Source organism: Bacillus thuringiensis (assembly GCF_001455345.1).
Classification (GTDB): domain Bacteria; phylum Bacillota; class Bacilli; order Bacillales; family Bacillaceae_G; genus Bacillus_A; species Bacillus_A thuringiensis_N.
In genome coordinates this window covers 1,072,212-1,097,231 of the sequence record NZ_CP013274.1, presented here as the reverse complement: position 1 = coordinate 1,097,231, position 25,020 = coordinate 1,072,212, and the positions used below count along the sequence as shown (strand labels likewise).

The following is a 25,020-nucleotide window of genomic DNA, read 5'->3' as shown; positions in this document are numbered from 1 at the left end:
TACGACATATATCGACAAAAATAAAAGGAAGTGATTGCATGAAACGTTCTAAAACATATTTAAAATGTTTAGCATTATCCGCTGTTTTTGCTAGTAGCGCTTTAACTCTTTCAACACCTGCTGCTTATGCTCAAACGACGTCACAAGTTGTAACAGATATTGGGCAAAATGCAAAAACACATACGAGCTATAATACATTTAATAATGATCAAACTGATAATATGACAATGTCTTTAAAGGTAACTTTTATTGATGATCCAAGCGCTGATAAACAGATTGCCGTTATTAATACAACTGGTAGTTTTCTAAAAGCAAATCCTACTATAAGTAGTGCGCCTATTGATAACTACCCAATCCCTGGCGCTAGTGCAACATTACGCTATCCTTCACAATATGATATTGCCTTTAATCTTCAAGATAACAGCGCCCGTTTCTTTAACGTAGCACCTACAAATGCTGTAGAAGAAACGACTGTAACCTCTAGTGTATCTTATCAACTTGGCGGTTCTGTTAAAGCTTCTGCAACGCCAAATGGACCTAGCGCTGAAACGGGTGCAACTGGTCAAGTAACTTGGTCTGACTCTGTAAGCTATAAACAAACAAGTTATAAAACAAATTTAATTGACCAAACAAATAAAAACGTAAAATGGAACGTATTCTTTAACGGATATAACAATCAAAACTGGGGTATTTACACACGTGATTCCTACCATTCTTTATACGGAAACCAACTGTTCATGTACTCTCGCACATACCTATATGAATCTGATGCAAAAGGTAATTTAATACCGATGGATCAACTTCCAGCGCTAACAAATAGCGGTTTCTCTCCTGGTATGATCGCTGTTGTTATCTCTGAAAAAAATACAGACCAATCTAACCTACAAGTCGCTTATACAAAACACGCCGACGACTACCAACTTCGTCCAGGCTACACATTCGGAACTGCAAACTGGGTTGGAAACAACGTAAAAGACGTTGATCAAAAAACATTTAATAAGTTGTTCACACTGGATTGGAAGAATAAAAAATTAGTTGAGAAAAAATAGATAAAGAAAACCGAACCGCCATTTAGATGGTGGTTCGGTTTTTATTTAAATAACAAAATCCTTTCGTATCACTTTTCAAAACATTACCCATGCATCTTCATTCATTAACTACAACCTCTCTATTTGGATCTATCATTGCAACAATATCAATGTAAGGATTATAGTGATTAAACAATGTTTATTCTTGTGATTTCATAGCCAATAAAAATCTATCTATATAAAGAAAGAGGGTGTCTCCAAAAGAGCATTTTTAATGACCTTTTGAGACACCTTCTTCAGCAATTTATTTCTCCTTAACCGCTTGAATTACCTGATCTATACTTTCTGCTACAAGCACGGGAGTCCAAATTCCCTCTCCATGTTCAGCAGTGTACACTGCACACCCTATACCTTTAGTATCTACAAAAATAGGATCTCCTATATATGAATCTAAGCCAATTACCATCCAACTTTCTTGCCAAGATCCTTCTTCATTACTCATTAAATTTTCCCCATTATCGGTAATACTGTATCCAATCTGTCCTTCTTCTATTTCTTCACTATTAAATAACTCTATTGTAATTTCTTCTCCGTCGCAATCTAACTCAATTTCATTATCTTCTAAACAATTTACACACTCTAAAAGCTGTTTTATTTTACTATGATAATTCAAGAAAAAACATCCTTTCTCATACTACTAATAACGTAAAATAATAATCAGTGGAGAAAATCCCCACTGATTATTATTTTACAACAAAATTTTACAAATTAATCCTCTTCAAACCTAAACTCTTCTATTCAGCTGAATCTCGTTTTAATTGTACCATCTTAGTCGTTCATTAAATTTACTTATATTCGTATTGCCTCTTCTAATAATAAATCTAACCACTCATCCATGGTTCCTAGATCTCTTAAAACTTTCTTATTTCTTAAATGTAATTCTAATACTCTATTCTCTTCGCTAATAGCATATATTGTGCCCAAATCCATTGAATCTGCAAAGACAAAATATGAATCAGGAATTTTTTTAGAAGCATATAGTTGTTGAAAGCTATACAAATCAAACGGTTGAAAATATTCTTCCTCATCAGAAAGACCACCCACTTTCGGCTGCCCTGCTATACGAACTAAATTCGCTAAAAAGCTTCCGTTCATAAGAGATAGTAGATATTTATATGGTTCTAGAAATACAGTTTCCATCTCATCTTCAAATACTTGAATCTCTTCTTTACTAAGTGGCGGATTAACCACGTTCATCCAATTAACTTTATCTATATTTCCAAATACCCTAGTTCCCGTTCTTACAGTTTTTGTATCTTTCCCATATACAGGTTCCAATTTTTTTATAATAATATTGTGCATAATTTCAACTCTTTTCATACAAACTTAACACTCTAATACACTTAGCTTTCTTTCTATTATTCCCTCACATATTAAGTACATCAATATAATAAAGCGTATCATCCGTCTGAAAGTACATAACAGATCCGCGGCTATAATAATTCACAAATTGAACCTGCTCTCCTAGTTCATTACGAAGATTCATATCATGCATATGATTATTATTTAAATCATAAACAACCAACTTTTTATCTTGCGTAATAAATACTACTTTATCTTGAGCAACCGCAAAACTTTTCGACCATATTTCCATAGTTACCTTTATTTCATTCCACGACATATGAAATTTTTTATCTTTCATTTGAACTAAAGGAAATTCTGAATAATAATAGAGCCAAACGTCTCCATCTAACACATTCATTGCGTAACAATCATCTATATACGGTATATTATATTTTTCTACATATTGATCATAACTATCAAAAATTAATTGACCTGTAGAATCAAAAGCAACTATACCATTTGCTCCAATTGGGCACTCTCCAAAAATCCCTTCATCACAATAACTAACCCAAATATCTTCATTCACATCAACCTGACAATCTTGAATCCCTTCTCCTGCATAAAACTTAACATATTCACTTCCATCCGGATTATAAATAACTGCATTCTCATCTTTATAATTAAATATAAGCAACCCTCTCTCTCCGATTCGTTGCATACATTGAACAGATTCAACATCTATATCTACATTTAAATTAATATTACTTATACTCTCATTATTTTTATCCAAATAAATAATACAAGGGCGATCCTGATTATCTTGTACTAATAAAATTATATTTTGTTTATGTCCACGTTCATTTTTCTAAATCGATAAGCTTCAAGAATAGACTTAAAACTGATTAACTCTTTACATACAATATCTTTCATATAGATAAAAACCCTCTCATTTACTCTAAACATAAAAAATAAGCCTCAAACTCCCTTAATATTAATAAGTTTGACGCTTACTCTCAATTATTATTTTATATACTTCACCTTACTTACTCCAAGAAAATGTTAAATCCCATTGTTGCTTTCTATAATTTATTGGACTCATCTTTTCAAATGGTTGATCTTGGATATAAAAAACTATCTTCTGTATATTTGCTTTTGGATTGAATAAAAAATCTCTTAAATCGATATACTCTTCATTTATAAATACAGCTCCTTCTATAACAGAAAAAGTCTGCGCTATTTGGTCTACATCTATGTTTAAAATACATTTGTATAAATTATCATCGTCCTTTAATAATAAGTCTGCTTTTATAAAGACATCCATATTATCTATTTCAAATATACTCTTAACAGTTGATGGTCTGACCCAAGTTTCATCTTGATACTCAAAGCTTTCATTTTCTAAGTCCCATTCCCAAATGGATGAAAAAGAAAAATCTTCAAGACTTAGCTCCTCTATCGGTTTTCCGTTAGTTGAACCCACCGGTGCCCCTACCTCTTTAACTATTTTAGGAATAAGATTACTAAAGTACATATTTCTCTCACTCGTTACTGATTCCTTAATAAGGGGATATAAATATAAAGTAGCCATCGTTCTTAAACCATTATTCTCTTTTAATTCTAATTCCATTTCTACAGAAAAAGTCCTTATAGATAAATAGTCAATTTGAATATTCCCATTCAAAATCTCAAAGAATTGTCCCTCAATGTTTATTTTTGATCCTTGAAAGTTAAACTCTTTATAGTAATAACTTTGTTCCTTATGAATAAAATCAGGATACTTATTTAAATATATATCCAAAACATCATCTTCTACTAACGTCTTATATGTTGGACATATAATTTTAAACTGTACCTTTCGAGATTTAGAATCCATAACAATATAGTTATCCCGTATGATACAATGCACCAAAGGTATGTAAAGTTGATTTCCTTCTATTATGAGCTTTGAAGGCTCTCGTTTTAACATTGATACCACCTCTTTTATACATCCTAATGTAACTCAAACTATTGATAAAATTTCTATTATCCCTTATTCTTTTTCTACATTTATAAATGGTGCGCTTTCTCTTCTCATTCAAATAAACCGTTCAGACCGCGGAACAAACTTAAGTGCTCTGCATGGAAGTTTGTATGATTAGACATTCTTTACATAGATAAAAATATAAAAAACTCTCTCCTATTTGAAACGTTATTCCTCCTGTAAGTCCCCCTTCATTCCCATAATCTTCTCCGGTCAACATAGCCACATAGTCCATACTTTTCGAGCAACAAGGACACGTTGCCTGTATAGAATCGTCTATGTATAAAGGCGCTCCAAGTATTCTACAAATATAATCTCTTCCCATAGCATCAAAAGCTTGGTCATATTCATCTTCATCACAAGGGACATCATAATTCTCCATCGTTATTAATTTCATATCATATTTCGGCAAAGGAACTGGTATCTTATCAATTAATTCATACTTCCAATCAAACATCTCACTTTGAGTAATGGTATGTATAGAACGTTCCATTATATTTATTTTGAAATTTTGCATATCTTCATATAAGGAACAATTTAAACAAGTGATTAATGGCAACTCTCTTAATTCATCTGTCTTAAGTTCCTCTAATCTAGAATCATTCAAATCAAAGGTAAATATTTGATGCGCTTGTTCATTACATTGCGGACATATAGGAACTTTCCAAGTTTCTCCACCAAAATAATGGCTATATCCCTCTTCCCCGCGAATAACTCTAAACCCTAATTTATTCATATATTTGCCTCCGCTTTATCAGAAAAAGAACCCCATCACCTACTATATACAGGTATTGGGATCCTTTTTAATTTCAGCATATTGATAAAATACATGTTTTTTTCAAAGCAACCACTTTTTCAGTGGCCTCGTGCAATACCGGACTCACTTTTATCAAGCTGCCTAATGAAATAACCGTGTCTAATCTTTAGGGGTCATTTCACTATCAGCTCTTTTTTCTAAAAATTATTTTCTATTTATTCTCCTGCTTCTAAAACCCCATGTTGTTCCCAGAAAAATACACTTTTACCTTTAACAGCATATATTGTTTGATCCCTTGAAAAAATATAATCAAATTGAATAGGGGTTTCATCGCTATCTACCGTTAACAGGGTTGCTAATTTTTTATTTACAAGTGAATATGCATGCATTTGATTGTTATCTACACCAAAGATAATGTTATTTTTCACTTTTATATATGGTGATGTATGATTCATTGTTGTTTCATAAAGGATAACTTGTTCGTATCGTTCTTTATTAATTTGTGTGAATGTATATGTTCCTTGTTCATTATAGTAAGACATAAGAATGTCATCTATCTTTTGTATATTTATTGCTCTACAATCACAGACAGATCTTCTTATTGAATTATTGAATTCATTAGTAATTAAATCGCCATTCTTAGAGAAAATAGCTAATCCGCTCTTTTCAAATTTATTATTATCATGTATATTTTCCCAATCTATTGAGTCAAACTCTTCATCTGAAATAAACAATTCATCTACAGAAGTAAATATGCCTTCTTCATTATAACCAACCAATATATTTTCATCTTCATCAACTTGACAATATTTTATTCCATTTCCTAAGTAATACGAGTCAATAGCTGTTCCTTTTTTATCAAAAATTGTAGCTGTTGTATCTTTCTTTTTCTCAACGAAACTTTTGACCAAAATCCAATTTTCTCCTAAAGGTTGAATAAAGTTAAAATATTGATTATTTTCTATAATATATTCTTTAACATCACCATTTTTCAACGAATGTATAATTTTATAATAATAGGTATCTTTAATCTTTTTTTCTAATACTAAAATTATAATATCTTGTTTATTTCCCATTGTAATACAGAGAATTTCTTCCTCTACATAGGAAAAGTCCATTTGCTCCTTAAATACAAGTTTTTTCATAATTAATAAACCTCCACTAAATTAATAATAATTTAATTCCCCTCATTTTACACAATGAGGGGAACAATGATAGTAGTCAATTCAGCTAATAATATTCTTTTTTTATGTTAATATGGAAAACTAGTCACTATTCTTCCTGTTTTGGGATTTCGGACCACTTTGACTTTTTTCGTTTTCCTTCCATAAGTATTTGTACCTACCCATTTTTTAAATTTTTTAATATGAACTGTTAATCCATCGTCTTGAGTATATTTTGCCTTTGTTCTACCGGTACTACGTGTTGTACGCTTCATCGTTTTATTATTTTTAAACTTGCTCTTAGGAGCTCCATTTGGCATTGTCTTGTTAGACTTAGGTCCATGTTCGCTTTTTATATGATCCCATGATCTCTTATTTGCTCTAGTTTTTAATTTTTTACCAAGATACCAAGCACCATAAGCTCCCCCAACTGCTATAGTTGCTAATAATGCCGCTTGCCCCAACCCTGGTACAAAATATACGCCGGCAGCCATTGCCCAATGCCCATCTGGATCAATGTTCATTACCGGATTATTATCTGCATACGTATACCCATTCATTGTAACCGGATCATCTTCATCACCTGGATCTGGATCCACTGATAAGAACACACCATGGTCTGGGTTATAGTATCTCGCAATCAAGTAATACATACCAATCTCTTTATCGTACATGTATCCCGCATATCCAAATGGATTGTCTACTGCGATACCTTTTGTATCACTCTTTAATACGTTACCCCATGAATCATATTCATATGTTGCTACAACTTCTTTATCCTGGTTTGTCATCGCAACGACATCACCACGTGGGTTATAGTGATAGTATAGCGTTTGTCCTTTTGCTTTCATCGCTAGGCGCGTGCCACTTGTTGAGTATACATATTGACGAAGAACATTTCCACTGCCATCTGTCTCATATAATGGATTAATGCTGTCTCCATCATAGAAGTAGCGTGTTACTTGACCATTTACATTCTTTTCAATACGACGATTATCCTCGTCATACTTATAAGTTGCGAATGCATTGCTCTCACCTTGTTTTGTGATAGCTACAATTTGGTCGTCTTCATTCCATGTATACTTGTACTTTCCATCTGATGTACGATTGCCATTTGCATCATACGTTAACGATTCATTTCCGAATTTTACAAGCTGATTTCCTTCATTGAATGTTGCTGCTATAGACTTTGTTTCTTTTCCATTCTCTACAACTTTCACACTTGTACGGTTTCCAAATCCATCATATGTGTATGATTTACTTGTTCCGTTTGATAATACTTCATTTAATAGTTGGTTAATCGGATCATATACAAAGTTTGTCTCTGTTACTTTTCCGCCCGCACCTTCATGTTTAATCTTCGTACGGTTACCCGATTGGTCATATTCATAGCGTTCAGAAAGTAGAATACTGTTTGATGTACCTACTACTAAATCTTTAACTTTGTTCGCATGGTCATAGTTGAACGTCGAACCTGAACCATTTCCAGCTGTATACGTACGAACATTTCCTTGATCGTCGTAGTCAAATCGATACGTTTGAGAACCATCCGTCACACGAATGTTTTGATCTAACGTGTTGTAGTCATACGATACTTTATTTGTATATCCACCTTGCGTTACTGTTTGTTCTTTTAGTTTTTCTGTCTTACTGTTTGCTTTGTCATGATATGTCCAGTCAACTTTTCCGCCTCGGCTATCTGTTGCGCTTGTGACACGGTCAGCCTTGTCGTATGTTTTCGTACGTTCTACGCCGTTGACAAGATCTTTCACTTTCGTAACTTGTCCATTTTGATCACGTTCGAATGTAAATGAATCTTTTCCATTACGTTTTTCACCAATGACGCGATCTGCTGTATCATATACAGTTTCTAAAATTGAACCATTTGGCATTTTTGTTTTAATCTTGTTTGCATTTTCATCGTACGTGTTTTCAATACGACGGTTTAACGCATCGATATACACTGTATTTTTATTATCTACATCATATTCATATTTGTGTGTTTGTGTTTTCCCACCAAACATGACAGATTTTTCTGTTGTATTTCCATTATGATCATAACGATAATTTACAGAAGTACCATTTTTCAATGTAACCTTCGTTAATAGATTATCTTTGTTGTAATCATATAGTTTTGTATTTCCTTTTTCATCTGTCTCGCTCTTTTTATTTCCTGATGCATCATATGTGAATGTATTCTTCTGTCCTTCTTCATCATACGTCGCAACAACATTGCCATCGTTGTCGTACTCGTTTTTAGTAAGGGCGTTACCTTCTAGTAAACGAATATTATCGAACCAAACTTTTCCTTTATTCTCTCTTCTAAATAGAAGGTAGACTTCCATACGCTTAATTGGTTTAGTAGCAGGAATGACAACCGCACTACGATTCCAATCATTTGTACCACTTGGGAATTTTGCCTGATAGTTCGTACCACTACCATCTTGATAATACACATCTGCCCAAATAGAGTAATCTCGTGAGAGCTTATCTGGTGCAGTATTTTCTACATTCTGAGATTTAGACATCCCTGTCAATGTAATTGTTTCTGCTTTTTGTTGGTTTAAATGTATATGTGCACCATAGCCTACATCTGAACCGCCATATTGGCTACGTTCTAATACAATAGAAGAATCTCCTGTAAAGCTTTCCTCATGGGAAGTATCTTTCGGATCACAACTTGATCCATTACCTCGAATCCATCCTGGAATACAACCTTTCTCCGTCATATTCTCTACACTACTATTTTCAATTGGATTAAAGCTTGAAGACACTTCTCCTTTTTCAAGTTGAATCTTATCAAACCATGCAGAACCACTTGAATCCGCTCGGTTATAATCAACTTGTAGATATACTCTAACTTTTTTTGTTTGGCCTGTCGTCTTAAAAGTTACTTGACGATTCGTCCAATCCTTCTCGTCCTCTATCCTGTTATGACGTGTATCAAACCAATTATTTCCACCTTCAAGTGGATTTCCATCTTCTTTTAACAACTGAACATTAAAGAATGCACCAGCATGCGTTAATGATGTTTTCATCATCCCACTTAATGTATATGTTGTATTGGGTTCTACTACAATATCCTGAATCGCACTATGGTATCCCCAACCAGCGTTTTGCGCTTTTACTGTCATCTGTAACGATGAAGCTCCGCCCAATCCACCAGGTGCAAAGATTGCATCTTTTTTCAATGCCCCTTGGCTATTTCCTTTTTCTTCTTTCCATCCATTCGTTATATCCATCTCAAAGCTTGGATTTCGAATCAGGTTTTCCCCTGTCCCTAGCTCTCTAGTTGTTTCAATTGGATTTCCAAATTGATCATACTGCATGAAAGATGATGTATTTGCTGCTTGGTCTGTTTCAGATACTTCTGTGTTTGCTCCTTTATAAGCAACTGTTGTTTCACGATTCTCATTATCTGTCGCTTTAATAATCCCATTATCTTTATTGTACTCAAACTTCTCTGTTCCCATTTCATCAGTAACAGAAGTTACATTCCCATTACCATCATAGGTCGCTGTTTCTGTTTGATTTTTAGGTGTTGTTGTTTTTACTAAATTGTTTGCATTATATTCATATGATGTCGTTAAATTCAGACGTCCCACATCTTCAACTGTTTTCACTGGATTTCCAGCATCGTTATACGTATAAACAGTTTTACGTCCTTTAGGATTCGTTAACGTAACTTCCTTCGAACCTGTATTATATGCTAATGTAGTAGCTTTCCCTAATGGGTCCGTTATTTTTACTAATCTATTATTCTCATATGCATACGATGTTTTATATGGTTTTGCATCTGTATGTTGCGGATCATAAATAGATGTTAGTAATCCGTTATCATATCCGTATTTATATACTTTTCCTTCTGGTGTTGTAGAAGAAACAAGTAAATCACCATCATACTTAAATGTAAGGGTCTTGTTATCTGGACTAATTACTCTTGCTGCTTTTTTATTATTTCCATCATATTGTACGACTAACTCTTTACCAGAAGCGTTTTTCACTTTTGATAAACGTGATTCACCATCATACTCATACGTCGTCTTATTTCCGTATTTATCTTTTGTATACTCAATACGTCCTTGTGCATCTCCAGATTTATAGAAAGTAACTGTTTGGTCTTTATCTTTTATTTCATATCCGCCTGATACTTGCTTAATCTCTAAATATATACCAGTAGGAGCTTGGTACTTATTATCTCCTGTTCTAGTAAAAGTAATATTCGCACCGTCAGCAGAAATTAAAAGTAAGTTTCCATTTCCGTCAGCCCAAACTCTCTCCTCTAATCCACTAGACCAACCCGTACCAAATAAACCTACCTTTTTACTTTGGCTATTGTACATTCTTTCTACTGATACATCCGGTCCGCGCCCTGATAATGTAATATCTTTCTCACTCATGATAAAGTTACCATTTGTAGCATTTACTTTACCATTTAACACAGGAATTGATGCCCAGTAATCAAACATCCCTATAAATCCAGAATCTTGGGAGAATCTAGGTACAAACTCATGCGAAATTTCACTTTCAGCATGTCCAGTTTTACTATATGCCGTTACGCGGAACCAATAGTTTTTCGCACCTGCATAGATCCCTCCAGAATTTTTATACACAGGTGATGGATCAACTGCTAATTCTGCACCGTTTTTATCATGATGAAGTAAATATTGACCTTTTGCAATTTCATCTTTCGTTGGCCAAATTTTCTCATTTTGCGTTGTCCAATTCGTTTTATTTCCTACATCGAACGCTTCATAATCTTTTCCGTTATAAATCCAAACTTTATAACCTGCAGCCGCTGGAACTGCATCCCACTTTAATGTGACATACCCAGTTGTTTGATCTGTCGCATTGATATAGGCTGATCCGTCTGGCTTCTTCACTTGTTCTAATGGAATAAATGGAACTATTTCATCTGAAAGCGGACTATCACCAAATGGATATTCTGCCACAATACGAATCCAGTAGCTACTTCTTCCACTATAATCCCCGTACGGACCTCCTGCCTGATAAGCATTTTTATATATTTGTCCTGGGTTAGTAGGTGCTTCTGCACCTTTCCCGTCATCATGTATCCAGTAACGCCCTTGTGCAATTTCTTCTGGCGTTGGGAATATTTTTTTATCTTTCGTCGTCCAACTAGTTACATTCCCAACAGGAATATATTCATAATCATATCCATTAAAAATGGCAATATTATAACCTGTTGCTCCTGGAACTGCATCCCATTGTACATTGAAGTGACCTGAACCACTCCCACTGCCATTTGAGTAAGCTTGTACTCTCGGTTTATTCGGTTTTGCGTATGAATATTTCACTTCCAAGTACGGTGCATTTGCTCCATTTTCGGCTGCAATAAACTTCTTCCAATGGTTTTGTCCATTTCCGTTTGCATGTAGCTTAAAGCCATTATTTTGCTTTGTGCCTTCCACCCATGCTTTTACTGTATTTGTTACGTTAAATTTTGCCCATTGTCCTCTTGTTACATCGGCATGCGCAATATTTGCAGAGTTCGGTTTATTATTCCAGTTCACTCCGCCAACATTCCAGCTACCTGTCACTTCATCTAACCAAACACCATTTGGTTGATTCGCATAATAATGCCAAACTGTATAGGCATGGAATGTTGCATCTTCAATCTTTGCACCTTTTAAATTTGAAACATTTGGCTTAACAAATGCAAAGTTTGTTCCAGATGAGCCATCATAATACCCAACTTTTAACGTGTAAGCATTCTGACCTGAGTCCCAAAGTTTTCCTCCTGAATAATTGACAGTTGGATAGGCACTTGCAGCGTATGCATTTTCAAAGTTACCTAGTTCAACAGACGGGTCTACATATACCGGATATTTTCGCTCTGGTGCTTGTAACCACTGCGGGTCTGCAGTAACAGTTAATGTATATGTCTTTTCATCTTTCTTCTCAATATTGTAACGAACCGCATCTGACGTTACAGCCTCACCTGATTGTTGATCCACATTTGAATCGTTCATATACGGTTTCGGTAATGTGAAGACTTTTTCTTTTTTCTCATTTTGGAAGTCGATTGAACCATCTTCCTGTAAGCTCGGTGTTAAATCTGTTTCTAATGCAAAAGTAAAAATGTGATGTCCTGTATATTCACGTAATACAAAATCTTCTTTTACATTTTCATTAAACGTCGTACTCTTTAAATCAATATTTGGGAAAATCCCTTTATACCATACTGTATTATTTTCATGTGTTGCAGTGACTGGTGATGGCTTCAATTCACCTTTGTCACCATTGGCACTTATTAATTTGTACTGAATCGTATGATCTTTTACTTTAAATTGAACGTACTTTCCATCTTGTGCTTTTTTCTCGAATTCTGGTTCTAATGTTGTATTTTCCGTTACAATTTTTGCATTTGGTGCTTCTACTAATTTTGGTGAAACCTCTTCTAACTTTCCATCTTTCTCAATATGAATCGGTTCCGTATATACCTTTTTCGTATACGTACCATCATTATTATCGAAAACTTTCTCTGTTTCCGTTCTTTCTTCTACAATCTCTGTCGGACTCGCCTGTGCTTTAGCTTTGTCCTTCTTTAATTGATCTGGATGTGGAGCTGGTAACTCCTTTTCCTCTTTCTTTTCTACTTCTGGACTTTGTTCTGAATTTGGAGATGGTGTAAACGGTGGTGCCGTTTCTGCCAATCCATTCAGTGGTATGGAGGTAACGATTAATGCAACTACAATAAGTTGTATTAAGTACCTATACCATTTCTTTGCTTCCATAAACTCACCTCGCTGAAATATTTTTAACATATATAATGTTACATATCACAATTTAAACAAACGAAAGAGTAAAGTAAATATAGTTTTAAAGTTTTGAAGATTTTGTGCACAAAATCCGACAATTTAACAACATTTTTATAATAGTTATTCACAGATGATTAACTTTATATTATAATATTATGTTTATCATTTGACAGATTTAAATACAGTTTATCGGTTCCCCTTATCCAAAGAGGCAATACTTTATCTACCTCTACTCCATTAATGAATCCCACAATAAAAAAGCACACAATCCATTCACAAAAGTGAACGTTGTGCGCCTTCATTTCTCATTCTATTTCATTTATTTCTTCAACTTATCCGCCTTCGCAATAAATTGTGCTGCTTCCGCACGGCTTACCGCTTTATCTGGAGCCCAGCCATTATCTGTTCCAATTGAAATCTTTTCTTGGATTAAAATATTGGCATACTTCGCACCCCAATGATTGTTTAAGTCAGCAAATTCTTTCGGTAGTTTTATATTTTCATTTCTTTCTAATTTATATGCATTTACTAGCATAGAAGCCATTGATGCACGGTTAATTAACCCGCTTGGATTAAAGTTACCCCTCTCATCACCTTTTACAATACCTGCTTTTTCCACAGCAGCAATGTATGGAGTTGCCCAGTGACTTTGTGCATCAGGGAATGATGGCTTTGCATCTTTCTTAATTTCTAATCCTAAAACAGTTGCTAATATTTTTGCAGCTGAACTACGATCGATATTTTCAGCCGGTGCAAACGTACCATCTGGTTTACCGTGTACTGCCTCTTTATCTACTAAATATTGAACTGACTCTTGTGCCCAAGTTGGTACGTCAGAGAATTTAGGTTTCTGTTCAATTGCACTCGCATCAATTTCAAACTGTACTTGATATTTATGATCATATTTAATTGCTGGAATTAATATATGCATTTGCATATTATATTTTTTCGAAAACTCATCAATTTCAAATTGAATAACTTTCGTGCCATTATTTGCTTTATCTTCGGAGATCACTTTTACATCATGGAATGTCCCTACTTTATTCGTATCTTCTACTCTAAGATACTGGAAATAGCTACTATCTTGAACTGTTAACGTAACGATTTTTTTATCACCTTGAATCGTTACTTTTGCATTTTTTAAATATGTAGAAGCAACAGATGTTTCATTCGTTTGATCTTTATAAGTCTTTAAAATAACGTCATACGTGCCATCTGCTAGTTTACTATTTGCTTTCATTTCAACCGCTGCGTCAGCTTTCGCGATTGGTGCCATAATATTGCTAAATGGAACTGCTAAAGTTGCCGCTATAACGAATGCATTAATATATTTTTTCTTAATCATTATCAATATGACATCTCCCTTTATATGAATATATCCAACATAACTATCATATTGATAATGATTATCAATGTCAAATAAAAATAATAATATTATTTCCTACATAAGTACGCTTTCCGCTCATTTTTAAAAAGTAAATAATGCGCCGTATGAACTTTACGTTCTAAATAATCGATAGAATATGAGCTTGATGGATCAACTAAATCACCTATCGCTCCTGAAAGGTGATCAATGACTTGCTGCAAAATCTCTAAGTTTTTCTTCTCACTTTCAGTATTCATTTCATCCATAATGTCACAAATAAGATATTGTACTCGCTGCAAGCGTAATTCCTTCTGCTCCACCTATATCTCCTCCTTATTAGTCATATTACGGTTTAAATATATGGCACCATAGCTTAACCAATGCTAAGAAATACAAAGACAACCATCTTCATACAGATGGTTGCCCCTATTTTTAAACTTGCATCGCTTTTTCTCTCAAAGCTCTTCTCAGCAACTTGCCTGTCGTATTCTTCGGCAATTCTGTTAAAAACTCAATACTCATTGGCACTTTATACTTCGCTAAATGTAACGTGCAGTAATGCATAAGTTCCTCTTCTGTTACGTTCGTTTGTTTCAAAACGACGTAAGCTCGCACTGCTTCTCCTAAGTTTTCATCAGGAACACCGATTACGACAACTTCTGCTACGGATTCATGTGTATACAATACTTCCTCTACTTCACGAGGATATACGTTATAACCACCAACTAAGACGATATCCTTTTTACGATCAACGATATAGAAGTAACCTTCTTCATCCATTTTCGCTAAGTCTCCTGTATACAACCAGCCGTCCTTTAATGTCGCTGCTGTATCTTCTGGCGCGTTATAATATCCTTTCATAACATTAGGCCCGCGAACAATTAATTCCCCGACTGCGCCGACTGGTACTTCTTCCCCAAGTTCATTTACAATTTTATTTTCTACATGCCAAATATTTGTGCCAATTGATCCTGGCTTACGTGGGCGATCTAAAGGATTGAAACAAGTAACTGGTGATGCTTCTGATAAACCATATCCTTCTGAAACGATAACGTCAAAACGTTTTTCAAAGTTTTGTAGAAGAGCAACAGGCATTGAAGCACCACCTGAAATACAGAGGCGAAGCGTCTTCACATCTTCTGCGCTTGCTTCTTCGAATAAATATAAATAATTGTACATTGTCGGTACACCAGCAAAAATCGTCGGTTCGTACGTACGACAAATACGAAATACTTCTTTCGGACTAAATTTCGGTAACATTAAAATAGTCGCCCCGTTCACAATCGGTGCATTTACCGCCACCGTTAAACAAAATACATGGAACATCGGCAATGCCGCAACGACGCGGTCATCAGCAGTATATTGTAAATACGACGCCACATCGCTCGCATTACTATATAAATTTTTATGTGTTAACATAGCGCCTTTTGGTTTTCCAGTTGTGCCTGAAGTGTATAGAATAACCGCTACATCTTCTTCATCTAGTTCAGGACCTTCGTAAGTTGTATCTCCGGTTCCTACAAAACTAGTAAACGTTTTCATTTTTTCGGTTTCTGTATGGTTAAAATCTGATGAGGTTTCGCATATGATGATGTTTTCAAGTGAAGGAAGTCTAGTTGTAAGAGATTGTATAACAGGTAGTAGGACGTCGAGTACGATGATTGTTTTTACATCTCCATTTTGTAAAATGTAATGCATTTCGTCTGCTGTATAAATTGGATTAACTGGAATAACAGTTGCTCCCGCTTTCATTGTTCCGTATAAACCGACCAAAAAATGTGGTGAATTTCCAACAACTAATGCGACATTGTCCCCTTTTCCAATGCCCATTTCTGCTAAATTGCTAGAAAACTTCGTGACCATTTTGTTTAATTGGTCATAAGAGACCGACTGATCCATAAATATATAAGCCGGTTTATCCCCCTTCTTTTTCGCCGTTTCAGCCAAAGATTGAACGAGATTCACACAAACCCCACCTTTATAAAATTTAGAATATTTAAAAATTCTAAATTAATTATATTAAAAGAAAATTAAAGTGGCAAGTGTTATTCCATTAACTGCATATAAACAGATCACCTCCTCTTCATTTACTTTGGAAGGATAAGGGAATTTTATTTGCAAGTAATTTATGAAACTAGACCAAAAATCATTCTAGGATAATATGCACTCATCTTTTCTCTAATTTTAGTAAGTTCCTCTTTATTTAACGTCGTATGCTCTCCAAACAAGTTAATCGCGTCCGCTCCATCTTCATGAAAATACACCGTAACATATAATGTCGGTAACCCTGTATTGTCTTCATCTATTGAAAAAACGACATCTGGTGTCTTATTAACAGTACTGAATGTTTCATTTCTTTTCCACTTCTTATTTTGAAACATGTCTTGTATTTCCTGTATCTTTCGTCTGTTATCTGTATGCGTAAAATATATAACATTATCTTTCGCTGGCTTTCCAATCGATAAAGTGAAACTTTAATCAGTGGGGTGTTTCTTCATCCCCCACTGATTATTAGTTGAACCAATCGGACTTTTATGGGCAGTTGATCCCCCACCTAACTTCTTTGCTTTTGCTGAATTTTAAGGTGGGGGTCTTACTGCCCATTAAAGTGGGATAAAAGTATGCGACTTGAGGACGTTTCATCGTTACAAGCTGTCATTCCGATGATTAAGCCGAGCAATAATACAACGCACATACTCTTTTCATCTCGATCCGCCTCCTTTTGAATATATATATTCCTTTATAAGAGGCAGATGTCCTGTGATTTTATGGTATATGAAATTATATCGGCGATTTTTCGAATATATCGACCGTAACTCGAAATATATCAGCGATTTTCCAAGTATATCTACCGTAACTCGAAATATATCAACGATTTTGAAAATATATTGACTTACCGACAAAACATGACAATCTACGCAAAAAGAAAGAGACTGTCCGTTACGGCAGCCTCCCTTATTTTTAGAAGAATAAATGTAAGAAATCTTCTGTTGTAATATTACCGAAGTAACGTGCGATATCTACGCCTTCTAAAGCTGCAGTGAATGCATCTTTATCAAATTGTACGCCTGTTAGACGTTCTTCAATATCATGCACATCTAGTGAACCGAAGAAGTCACCGTAAATTTTGCATTCTGTTACTGTTCCTTTTTTCACTTCAAGACGAACGTCAACTTGTCCAACTGGGAAGCGGTGTGAATGTTGTAAGTTGAACTTCGGAGATTTTCCGTAGTTCCAGTCCCAATTGCGGTAGCGCTCTTCAGAAAGTTTATGGATTGCTTTCCAATCCTCTTCTGTTAATTCGTACGTTGGGATTTCTGTTTCTCCTTCGAAAATTGTTTCTAGAAGGAGTTGTCTAAACTCTTCTGTCGTCATTTTTTCGCTTAAGAACTCTGTAATATTCGCAACGCGGCTACGGATTGATTTAATACCTTTTGATTGAATTTTATCCATTTTTACTTTTAACGCTGATACGACGTGATCGATTTCAGAGTCAAATAGTAACGTACCGTGACTGAACATACGACCTTTCGTTGAAAACTGCGCGTTACCTGAAATTTTTCTGCCTTCAGCTAAAATGTCGTTACGACCACTTAGTTCTGCATTTACACCTAATTTACCAAGTGCTTTCGTTACAGGCTCTGTGAATTTTTTGAAGTTGCTGAAACTATCTCCATCATCTTTCGTAATAAAGCTGAAGTTTAAGTTTCCTAAATCGTGATATACTGCGCCTCCGCCTGATAGACGACGAACGACATGAATACCTTTTTCTTTTACATAATCAGCATTAATTTCTTCTACTGTGTTTTGGTTTTTACCAATGATAATCGAAGGCTCGTTAATGTAGAACAGTAAATAAGTTTCGTTAATATCTAAGTTCTTCACACAGTATTCTTCAATTGCTAAGTTTATTCTAGGATCTGTAATTCCTTTATTATCAATAAATAACATCGTATCACCTCATGAGTTCCATACGTAGCCACTATGCGCTAGCGTAATATGGCCACTGAAAATTTGTTTTGCTTCTGTTATTAAATCAGATGGGTTGCCTGTATGCGGTAAGTGCGTTAATAAAAGTTCTTTTACATTTGCATCTTTTGCAATACTTGCTACTTCTGTACTATTCATATGTCCTGCTTTTGCAGCCTCTTGATGTGCATACATATTACACTCACAAATGAAAAGATCAGCATCTTTCGTGAATGGAATAAACTCAGGAATATAACTGGAATCAGCGCTGTATACTACGATATCACTACCCGCTGTAATACGCATCGCAAAGCATGTAACAGGATGAACAGTTTTTAAGAACGAAATCGAGAATGGTCCAACTTGAAGTGTTTCTTCTGGATTGTACGCAATTCCTTTCGTATGCGGTTCATGCGTTAAAGAATGGAAGCCATTCTTATCAAACGTATGACCGTATATTGGTAGTTCTGGTAGTTGTCCCTTTGTCGCGCTCGTAATTAATCTCGCATATTGCAATACCCCAATGTCTGCAACATGATCGTGATGATAGTGCGACAATACAACTGCATCTATATCAGATGGTGTTATATATTTTTGAAGCTGTGCTAGTACACCACTGCCACAGTCTACAAGTAAACGAAAACCATCGTGTTCAAACAAATACCCCGACGTTGCTTCTCCCGCTTCTGGAAAGCCGCCCCAAAAGCCGACAACAGTCATTTTCATATGTATCCATCCTTTCTAAAACCGAGTAGGAATGCATGTTTTACTTACTTCCTACATTGTTAACTATAATCCATTTCCTAAACTTTTTCATTAATTTTCAATTTTGTTATAAAACAGTTGTTGACTTTTGTTTTTTGTACTAATACAATGATAGTAAGAAATGGAAATGGAGGGATTGACATGATCGATCAACCAATGGAGTTCTTCAGAAATTTACCGACGAAAACTTGTGCGCACTGCGGGAAAGAAATTGATGAGCAGCACGAAGCATACCATAACAAATGTGATGACTGCGTTCACGAAGAATAGTAGTTTGTGAACAGAAAAAAACCTAGCAGACATAGTCTACTAGGCTAATAACATCGTATCCTTCATCGTTGAACCTTTCACCAAGAGCTCCAGTTCAAACTCATACAATTCTTTTTTTCGATAATTTTTCGTATGGATTTTATCCATCATCAGGTCGACAACTTTTCGGGCCATCTCATCGATTGGCTGTTCAATTGTCGTAATACCTGGCTCTGTAATCTGTGATAAAATTTGATTATCAAAACCGATAACAGCGAGATCATCTGGAATGCTCCAGTCATGGCGTTTCGCCTCTGAGATAATTCCTGCTGCTACCTCATCGCCTCCTGCCAAAATCGCGGTAGGATTTTTTTTGTCCTTTAATACTTCATGGAATATTCGTTTTCCATCTTCCCATGAGAAAGCGTTTTCAAGAAAATCAATCGCTTCTACTTGGCGGCTCTTCTCCGTTATGGCACGTAAAAAGCCCATTTTTCGCTGTTGGCTAACAACTTTGGTTTCGTTACCACGACAAAAAATAAGATTACGATATCCTTGTTCTAACACATGCTTAGCAGCTATGTATGCTCCTTGCGCATGATCAAACTTCACTGTTGGAACGTTTGCTTCCTCAATATATTCATTACATAACACGATTGGACCGTGCTGTAAGTATGGCTCTACATCTTCCCACGGATTTTCTAGTGAACATAGAATAATCCCATCTACTTGTTTCGTAGATAATAATTGTAAATACTCCATCTCTTTTTCCGGTAAATATCTTGTTTGACAAATAATCAGTTTATATTTATGTTCAGAAGCAGCAATCTCGATTGCTTCAATAAATCTACTGAAGAAAGGATTTGTAATCCTTGGAACTAGCACCGCAATTGTTTCCGTTTTTTGTTTACGAAGCCTTCTCGCCGCAGAATTAGGAACGAAGCCTAAATGCTTCATTGCTAATTGAACCCTTTTTTTCTTCTCATCTGAAACATATGGATGATTATTAATCACCCTAGAAACCGTTGTCCTTGATAACCCCGCTAATTTCGCCACGTCCTCTATAGTCGACACGAAATTCTCCCCCTTTGCATGAAAACGTTTTCTTAAATTGATTATATAGTATATTATTGGAAACTGCAATATGGGTTGTTATGATTTTACTATATTAATATTATACATAGGGAAAAGTCTGTTAATGGGAGGGGAATTTATATTGCTTTTAGAAGTTTACAGTAGGCATATTTATAAAAATTGAAGGTGATATTTCATGAATCGGACAGATCGTTTATTATCTATATTAATTGAATTACAAAGAAAACAAACTGTTACCGCACAAAGCTTAGCTGAAAAATTCGAAACAAGTATAAGAACTATTTATCGTGATATGGATGCACTTAGTGAATCTGGCGTCCCACTTTTCGCCATGCCCGGCCACGGCTATTCATTAATGGATGGTTATTTCTTACCACCTATTCAACTTACGCCTGAAGAGGCTGTTACTCTGTTATTAGGCGGTGATTATATCGAGAAAACTTTTACTTCTTCTTTTTCTGTACATGCACGATCAGCAAAAGAGAAACTTGAAATTGTTCTCCCTGCTGATCAACAAAAGAAAGCCCAGGAATTACGAGAAACTTTTCGTTTCCTTTCTCCTATATTTTCACATCAGCAATCTGAACAAGAAAAACTAGAAAATCAACTTCTTCTATTGCAAGAATCTATTCAAAAAGAACAAGCTATCTCTTTTTCTTATCGGAAACCGAGAGAAACTACAAAAATAAAGCGGACCGTTCATCCTTATGGCTTAGTCAATATTTCAGGAATTTGGTACATCGTTGCCCACTGTTTACTTCGAAAACAAATACGCAATTTCCGCTTAGATCGTATGGATACGTTACAGCAAGAACAAGAATTCTTTACGAAACCGAAAGACTTTTCTTTACAAAACTACAAACCTGAAAGCAATCGCACTGTTATGATTCATTTATTGTTTCCATCTCATATTGCACATAAGATTATTGAATCCCGCTACTTTTTTATAGATTCATACGAACATAACGACAATGGCTTTCATGTCTTGTTGAAATCAAGAAACATAGACGAAGTGTTTCAATGGGTATTGAGCTGGGGAAGCCAAGTGCAAGTACTTGAGCCAAAAATTCTTTCTGAGAAAATCCGTGATGAAGCAAAAAAAATGTTAAAATTTTAATTTCACTACTGACATAATGCTGTCAGTAGCCCTCCTTTATAGTAGGTATTAACAAATACATTTTCATAAAAAGGAGTTAGCAATATGAAGAAATTTGAGGAATTAGCTACGTATTACATAGAGGAATTAGAAAAGTACTCTATAGAACAATTTAGGATGAAGCCTTCTCATGAGGAATGGTCTCTCGGTCAAATGTATAATCACTTAATTTCAGCTACACGCATGCAGTTAGATGCAATCGCGAAATGCAGAACTGAAGCGCCTTCTGCAACTAATAAAAAAACGGATATGGGAGAAAAGGTATATATGATGGGAGCTTTCCCAGACATAAAAATCAAATTACCAGATCATCCTGGATATACGCCAGAAAACCCAGCTAATAAAGAAGACGTACAGAAACAGCTTCTAGAATTAATTACAATTGTAAAAAAAATAGAGCCAACACTTCCTTCTATTCCAGATGATTGTAAGGTAAAGCACCCTGGGCTTGGTTACTTACATGCAGCAGAATGGTTCCAGCTTATTTCTATGCATTTTGCACATCATCTTCGTCAGAAAGAGCGATTAGAACTTAAGGTTTGCTAAGTGTAAACCTTCCACTAAAAAGAGACTGCCAAAATTGGCAGTCTTGTCACTAAAATATGCACCGTCTATATGATGACTCATAAAGTCTCACTTGCTATCAATAGAAGACTCTTTTATTTTATTCAAGATAAAACCCCATCAATACGTCATCTCCATATGTTCCATCTTCATATTTAATTTGCTTTCTTTGTCTTCCTTCTTCTACAAACCCCATACGTTTATACACCTTAATCGCCCTATCATTAATAGAAACTACACCTAAGCAAATTTTCTCTAAACCTTCCTGTCCTTTAGCCCAACTAATAAGAAATTCAATTAGTTTCGTACCAATTCCTTGATTACAGCACGCCTCTCTAATCCCCATTCCCATTGTACCTGCATGTCGTAGGCGTTCTAGTTCGTAGCGTTTGAAAAGTAAAAAGCCAACCACCTTACTATCTACTTCATAAACTATATAAAGATTCCCTTTTTCATTGCTTTTCCGTATTTTTTCTTTTTCTGCATCAATATCATTTGGTAATTTCTTTGGAGATACTATGAAAAACTTTGTAGTACTTTCCGATAATATAATTTCTTTTCTAATATTCATTATTGCTTCTGCATCAGTCTCTTTTGCTAATCGTATCATTGAATCACCTCGTACTTTTTCTTTTAAAAAATAATATTAAAACTATAAAACGCCCAATATGCAATATTACATATTGAGAATCTTTTTACTCTTGATACAATATTCATACATCAAAATAAAAGGAATGTATGCAATGAATCCAATCTTAACAGCTGCAAAACAACTATTACATAAAGAAGAAAAAATTTTATCTACTTTAAAATGTTCACTTACTGGCTATATTATTACGCATAAAGTCCCGCATCCTGGCATGTTACTTGCTACTAATAGAAGACTTCTCTTTTTTAGCCAATATAAAAACACGTTCCTTGCCGAATTTGATTATGAAAAAATTCTATCCATAGAAACGAAGAGAAGAATCTTTGACAAAAAAATAATATTTTACTATGAAGATGAATATATAACGCTTGGATACATTACAAGTTCGAATGTTGAAGAGTTCATAAACTTACTTCAAAGAAAATGTAAAACTAGCACAGACTCATAATCAGTGGGGATTCCCCCGCTGATTCATTATTTTAACTCCTCCCACTTCGTCCAAACTTCCCTCCCGTTTATATGGTACATATTATCCTCTCGATCCATAAATCCATGCACAATAAACTCACGTCTAATCGTACAAAAATCATCGTGATATTGTTTTATAAATGTATTAATTTCTTTTTCCGTATATTGATTTCCAGCGTTTAATTTGCTAATTAAATGCTCTAACAATACTAGTTTTTTCTTCTTTTGACCTGGAATCGATTTTAGGCGGTCCTCTTTATCGAAAAAGTTACGAATGGTCGTATCCCTGAATTTCATTTCACTTTCAGTCATTTTGTTGTCCTCCATGAGTTTTTATGTAATGTTTTTTTATTTGTCCTTACTATTCTTCTTCATTCTTTCACTTACAGCATCCATAAAGTAATACCCACTAATTAGCACATAATAAACTGCAAGTATTCCTAGTGCATCTTTCATATTTATATATTTTTCTTTATGAAACAAGATAGGTGAAAGGGCGTAAACAAGAAAGATGATTAGCGGATTTATGATAAAATAATAAGTAAGATTTCCTTTCATCATATCAACTCCTCTATTCTAGTTTTCTCTGTAAATTGTTGTAAATCCTTTTCTTTCGTTTAGACTGCAATCAGAAATTAAAAGCAAGAGCTCCAAGGACAAATTGATTGAGCCTCTGGAATAGCTGAATTAATACAGAAAATAAAAAATCTATTTTCTAAAACATTGGCGTTATTGCAAAGGACTTTTGTATTATTAATGTATAGTAAAAAATTTATAGTAGTATAAGTAAATAGAATACGAAATTGTTGATGACGAAATAATCCCACGAAACATTCGTTTCCATTTATGAAGAGGTTCAAATTTCGAGTTAGTTTTAAATATAATGAATGGAGAATACATAATGGACAATTTATTTAATCAAATTGCAACTTTTTTTAACATATCATTACCTCAAGAAATGATGAATGCTTTCAAAAATCCAATCTATTTGCAGCACAAGAATGACTTTTTAATACGCTTATTATCCTTTGAAGAAGCCATGGAAATGTATTTATACCTACATGAAGATGTTAATATTTCAGAAGTTTTCCCATTATGGACAGATGATAATTCCAATTATGTAGGTGTTTACATGTTAGGACCGCTAACAGGAAAAGTTTGTTTTATAGACCATGAGGAAATAGATTTATCTCCAGTATATCCTCATGTACAAACGTTAATAAAAGCTCTATTAGAAAGTCCTGAAAGCGATTGGTATGAACTTCCAAGATATTATCCTTGTTCCAAAGAAAATACGGATAAACTGCAACTAAAGCAAGATGTGCAAACCATTAATGAATTGAAAAACCTTCTTAAAAACGATGAATTAAATGAAGCTAAAAGAACTCAATATTTATTTTCAATTATAGCTTTAACTCCTCGCGCACAATTGCATGAAATACTGCCCCTCTTGGACGACTCGGATATGTGGGTACAAGAGAGAGCCGCTGAAATTCTAGGTTTCCATAGATACGTGCCAGCTAGCGAAAAACTAAATTGGGTTAAAGAACATGGCCAACATAACGGGAAATTAGCAGCTGAATTAGCATTAAAAAGAATAGAAATGGAATGAAAGAACGAAAACAAAAAGTAACACTAACATAGT

The 25,020-nt window shown here is 34.7% G+C and carries 22 protein-coding genes and 1 pseudogene; 6 read left to right on the top strand and 17 right to left on the bottom strand.

Annotated features, from left to right (window positions below; genetic code table 11):
- The first annotated feature begins 38 nt into the window (after positions 1-38).
- Positions 39-1,049 (top strand): beta-channel forming cytolysin CytK2, encoded by a 1,011-nt coding sequence (gene cytK2 / locus ATN06_RS05795; protein WP_060629887.1) that lies wholly within the window; start codon positions 39-41, stop codon positions 1,047-1,049.
- 283 nt (positions 1,050-1,332) lie between these two features.
- Here the strand turns inward: cytK2 and ATN06_RS05790 are convergent, their stop codons facing one another.
- From ATN06_RS05790 to ATN06_RS05730, 13 genes and pseudogenes are all read right to left on the bottom strand, one after another.
- Positions 1,333-1,701: a hypothetical protein gene (locus tag ATN06_RS05790; RefSeq protein WP_060629886.1), complete on the bottom strand. Its 369-nt coding sequence runs from the start codon at positions 1,699-1,701 to the stop codon at positions 1,333-1,335.
- Positions 1,702-1,877: 176 nt separating this feature from the next.
- The gene (locus ATN06_RS05785; protein ID WP_060629885.1) at positions 1,878-2,390 is read right to left on the bottom strand and encodes an SMI1/KNR4 family protein; all 513 of its coding nucleotides are present in this window, start codon (positions 2,388-2,390) and stop codon (positions 1,878-1,880) included.
- A 64-nt stretch (positions 2,391-2,454) separates the two neighbouring features.
- A pseudogene (locus ATN06_RS28065) lies at positions 2,455-3,302 on the bottom strand (hypothetical protein).
- Positions 3,303-3,411: 109 nt separating this feature from the next.
- Positions 3,412-4,338: a hypothetical protein gene (locus ATN06_RS05775; protein ID WP_060629884.1), complete on the bottom strand. Its 927-nt coding sequence runs from the start codon at positions 4,336-4,338 to the stop codon at positions 3,412-3,414.
- Positions 4,339-4,477: 139 nt separating this feature from the next.
- Positions 4,478-5,128, bottom strand: coding sequence for a hypothetical protein (locus ATN06_RS05770; RefSeq protein WP_060629883.1), 651 nt, complete (start codon positions 5,126-5,128; stop codon positions 4,478-4,480).
- A 236-nt stretch (positions 5,129-5,364) separates the two neighbouring features.
- Positions 5,365-6,294, bottom strand: a complete 930-nt coding sequence (locus ATN06_RS05765; RefSeq protein ID WP_060629882.1) for a hypothetical protein — start codon at positions 6,292-6,294, stop codon at positions 5,365-5,367.
- 107 nt (positions 6,295-6,401) lie between these two features.
- A complete protein-coding gene (locus ATN06_RS05760; protein ID WP_060629881.1) occupies positions 6,402-13,070 on the bottom strand; it encodes a DNRLRE domain-containing protein in 6,669 nt (2,222 codons plus the stop codon).
- 343 nt (positions 13,071-13,413) lie between these two features.
- Complete coding sequence (locus ATN06_RS05755; RefSeq protein WP_060629880.1) at positions 13,414-14,439, bottom strand: S-layer homology domain-containing protein; 1,026 nt, start codon at positions 14,437-14,439, stop codon at positions 13,414-13,416.
- 89 nt (positions 14,440-14,528) lie between these two features.
- Entirely contained in the window at positions 14,529-14,780 is a 252-nt protein-coding gene (locus tag ATN06_RS05750; RefSeq protein ID WP_060629879.1) for a hypothetical protein, read from the bottom strand.
- Positions 14,781-14,892: 112 nt separating this feature from the next.
- Positions 14,893-16,425 carry a fatty acid--CoA ligase family protein gene (locus ATN06_RS05745; protein WP_060629878.1) on the bottom strand — a complete coding sequence of 511 codons (1,533 nt, stop codon included), beginning with the start codon at positions 16,423-16,425 and terminating at the stop codon, positions 14,893-14,895.
- 161 nt (positions 16,426-16,586) lie between these two features.
- Positions 16,587-16,919 carry a hypothetical protein gene (locus ATN06_RS05740; RefSeq protein ID WP_060629877.1) on the bottom strand — a complete coding sequence of 111 codons (333 nt, stop codon included), beginning with the start codon at positions 16,917-16,919 and terminating at the stop codon, positions 16,587-16,589.
- A gap of 502 nt (positions 16,920-17,421) precedes the next feature.
- Positions 17,422-18,411 carry a lipoate--protein ligase gene (locus tag ATN06_RS05735; protein WP_060629876.1) on the bottom strand — a complete coding sequence of 330 codons (990 nt, stop codon included), beginning with the start codon at positions 18,409-18,411 and terminating at the stop codon, positions 17,422-17,424.
- A 9-nt stretch (positions 18,412-18,420) separates the two neighbouring features.
- Positions 18,421-19,155: an MBL fold metallo-hydrolase gene (locus ATN06_RS05730; protein WP_060629875.1), complete on the bottom strand. Its 735-nt coding sequence runs from the start codon at positions 19,153-19,155 to the stop codon at positions 18,421-18,423.
- Between the two features lie 180 nt (positions 19,156-19,335).
- Here ATN06_RS05730 and yhfH point away from each other — a divergent pair, with 180 nt between their 5' ends.
- Positions 19,336-19,464 carry a protein YhfH gene (gene yhfH / locus ATN06_RS05725; protein ID WP_000567010.1) on the top strand — a complete coding sequence of 43 codons (129 nt, stop codon included), beginning with the start codon at positions 19,336-19,338 and terminating at the stop codon, positions 19,462-19,464.
- Positions 19,465-19,503: 39 nt separating this feature from the next.
- Here yhfH and ATN06_RS05720 read toward each other — a convergent pair whose 3' ends face one another.
- Positions 19,504-20,517, bottom strand: a complete 1,014-nt coding sequence (locus tag ATN06_RS05720; protein ID WP_000103726.1) for a LacI family DNA-binding transcriptional regulator — start codon at positions 20,515-20,517, stop codon at positions 19,504-19,506.
- Positions 20,518-20,713: 196 nt separating this feature from the next.
- Between ATN06_RS05720 and ATN06_RS05715 the strand changes: the two genes are divergently transcribed.
- Entirely contained in the window at positions 20,714-21,655 is a 942-nt protein-coding gene (locus tag ATN06_RS05715; protein ID WP_060629874.1) for a helix-turn-helix transcriptional regulator, read from the top strand.
- 84 nt (positions 21,656-21,739) lie between these two features.
- The gene (locus ATN06_RS05710; protein WP_060629873.1) at positions 21,740-22,240 is read left to right on the top strand and encodes a DinB family protein; all 501 of its coding nucleotides are present in this window, start codon (positions 21,740-21,742) and stop codon (positions 22,238-22,240) included.
- Positions 22,241-22,358: 118 nt separating this feature from the next.
- On the opposite strand, the gene ATN06_RS05705 is transcribed toward ATN06_RS05710, so the two are convergent.
- Positions 22,359-22,868 (bottom strand): GNAT family N-acetyltransferase, encoded by a 510-nt coding sequence (locus tag ATN06_RS05705; RefSeq protein ID WP_060629872.1) that lies wholly within the window; start codon positions 22,866-22,868, stop codon positions 22,359-22,361.
- 133 nt (positions 22,869-23,001) lie between these two features.
- Between ATN06_RS05705 and ATN06_RS05700 the strand changes: the two genes are divergently transcribed.
- Positions 23,002-23,355 (top strand): PH domain-containing protein, encoded by a 354-nt coding sequence (locus tag ATN06_RS05700; RefSeq protein WP_060629871.1) that lies wholly within the window; start codon positions 23,002-23,004, stop codon positions 23,353-23,355.
- A gap of 26 nt (positions 23,356-23,381) precedes the next feature.
- Here the strand turns inward: ATN06_RS05700 and ATN06_RS05695 are convergent, their stop codons facing one another.
- Positions 23,382-23,687, bottom strand: coding sequence for a DUF2087 domain-containing protein (locus ATN06_RS05695; RefSeq protein WP_000140295.1), 306 nt, complete (start codon positions 23,685-23,687; stop codon positions 23,382-23,384).
- Positions 23,688-23,723: 36 nt separating this feature from the next.
- The gene (locus tag ATN06_RS05690) at positions 23,724-23,936 is read right to left on the bottom strand and encodes a hypothetical protein (RefSeq protein ID WP_060629870.1); all 213 of its coding nucleotides are present in this window, start codon (positions 23,934-23,936) and stop codon (positions 23,724-23,726) included.
- A 340-nt stretch (positions 23,937-24,276) separates the two neighbouring features.
- Between ATN06_RS05690 and ATN06_RS05685 the strand changes: the two genes are divergently transcribed.
- A complete protein-coding gene (locus ATN06_RS05685) occupies positions 24,277-24,987 on the top strand; it encodes a hypothetical protein (protein WP_060629869.1) in 711 nt (236 codons plus the stop codon).
- Positions 24,988-25,020: the final 33 nt, after the last annotated feature.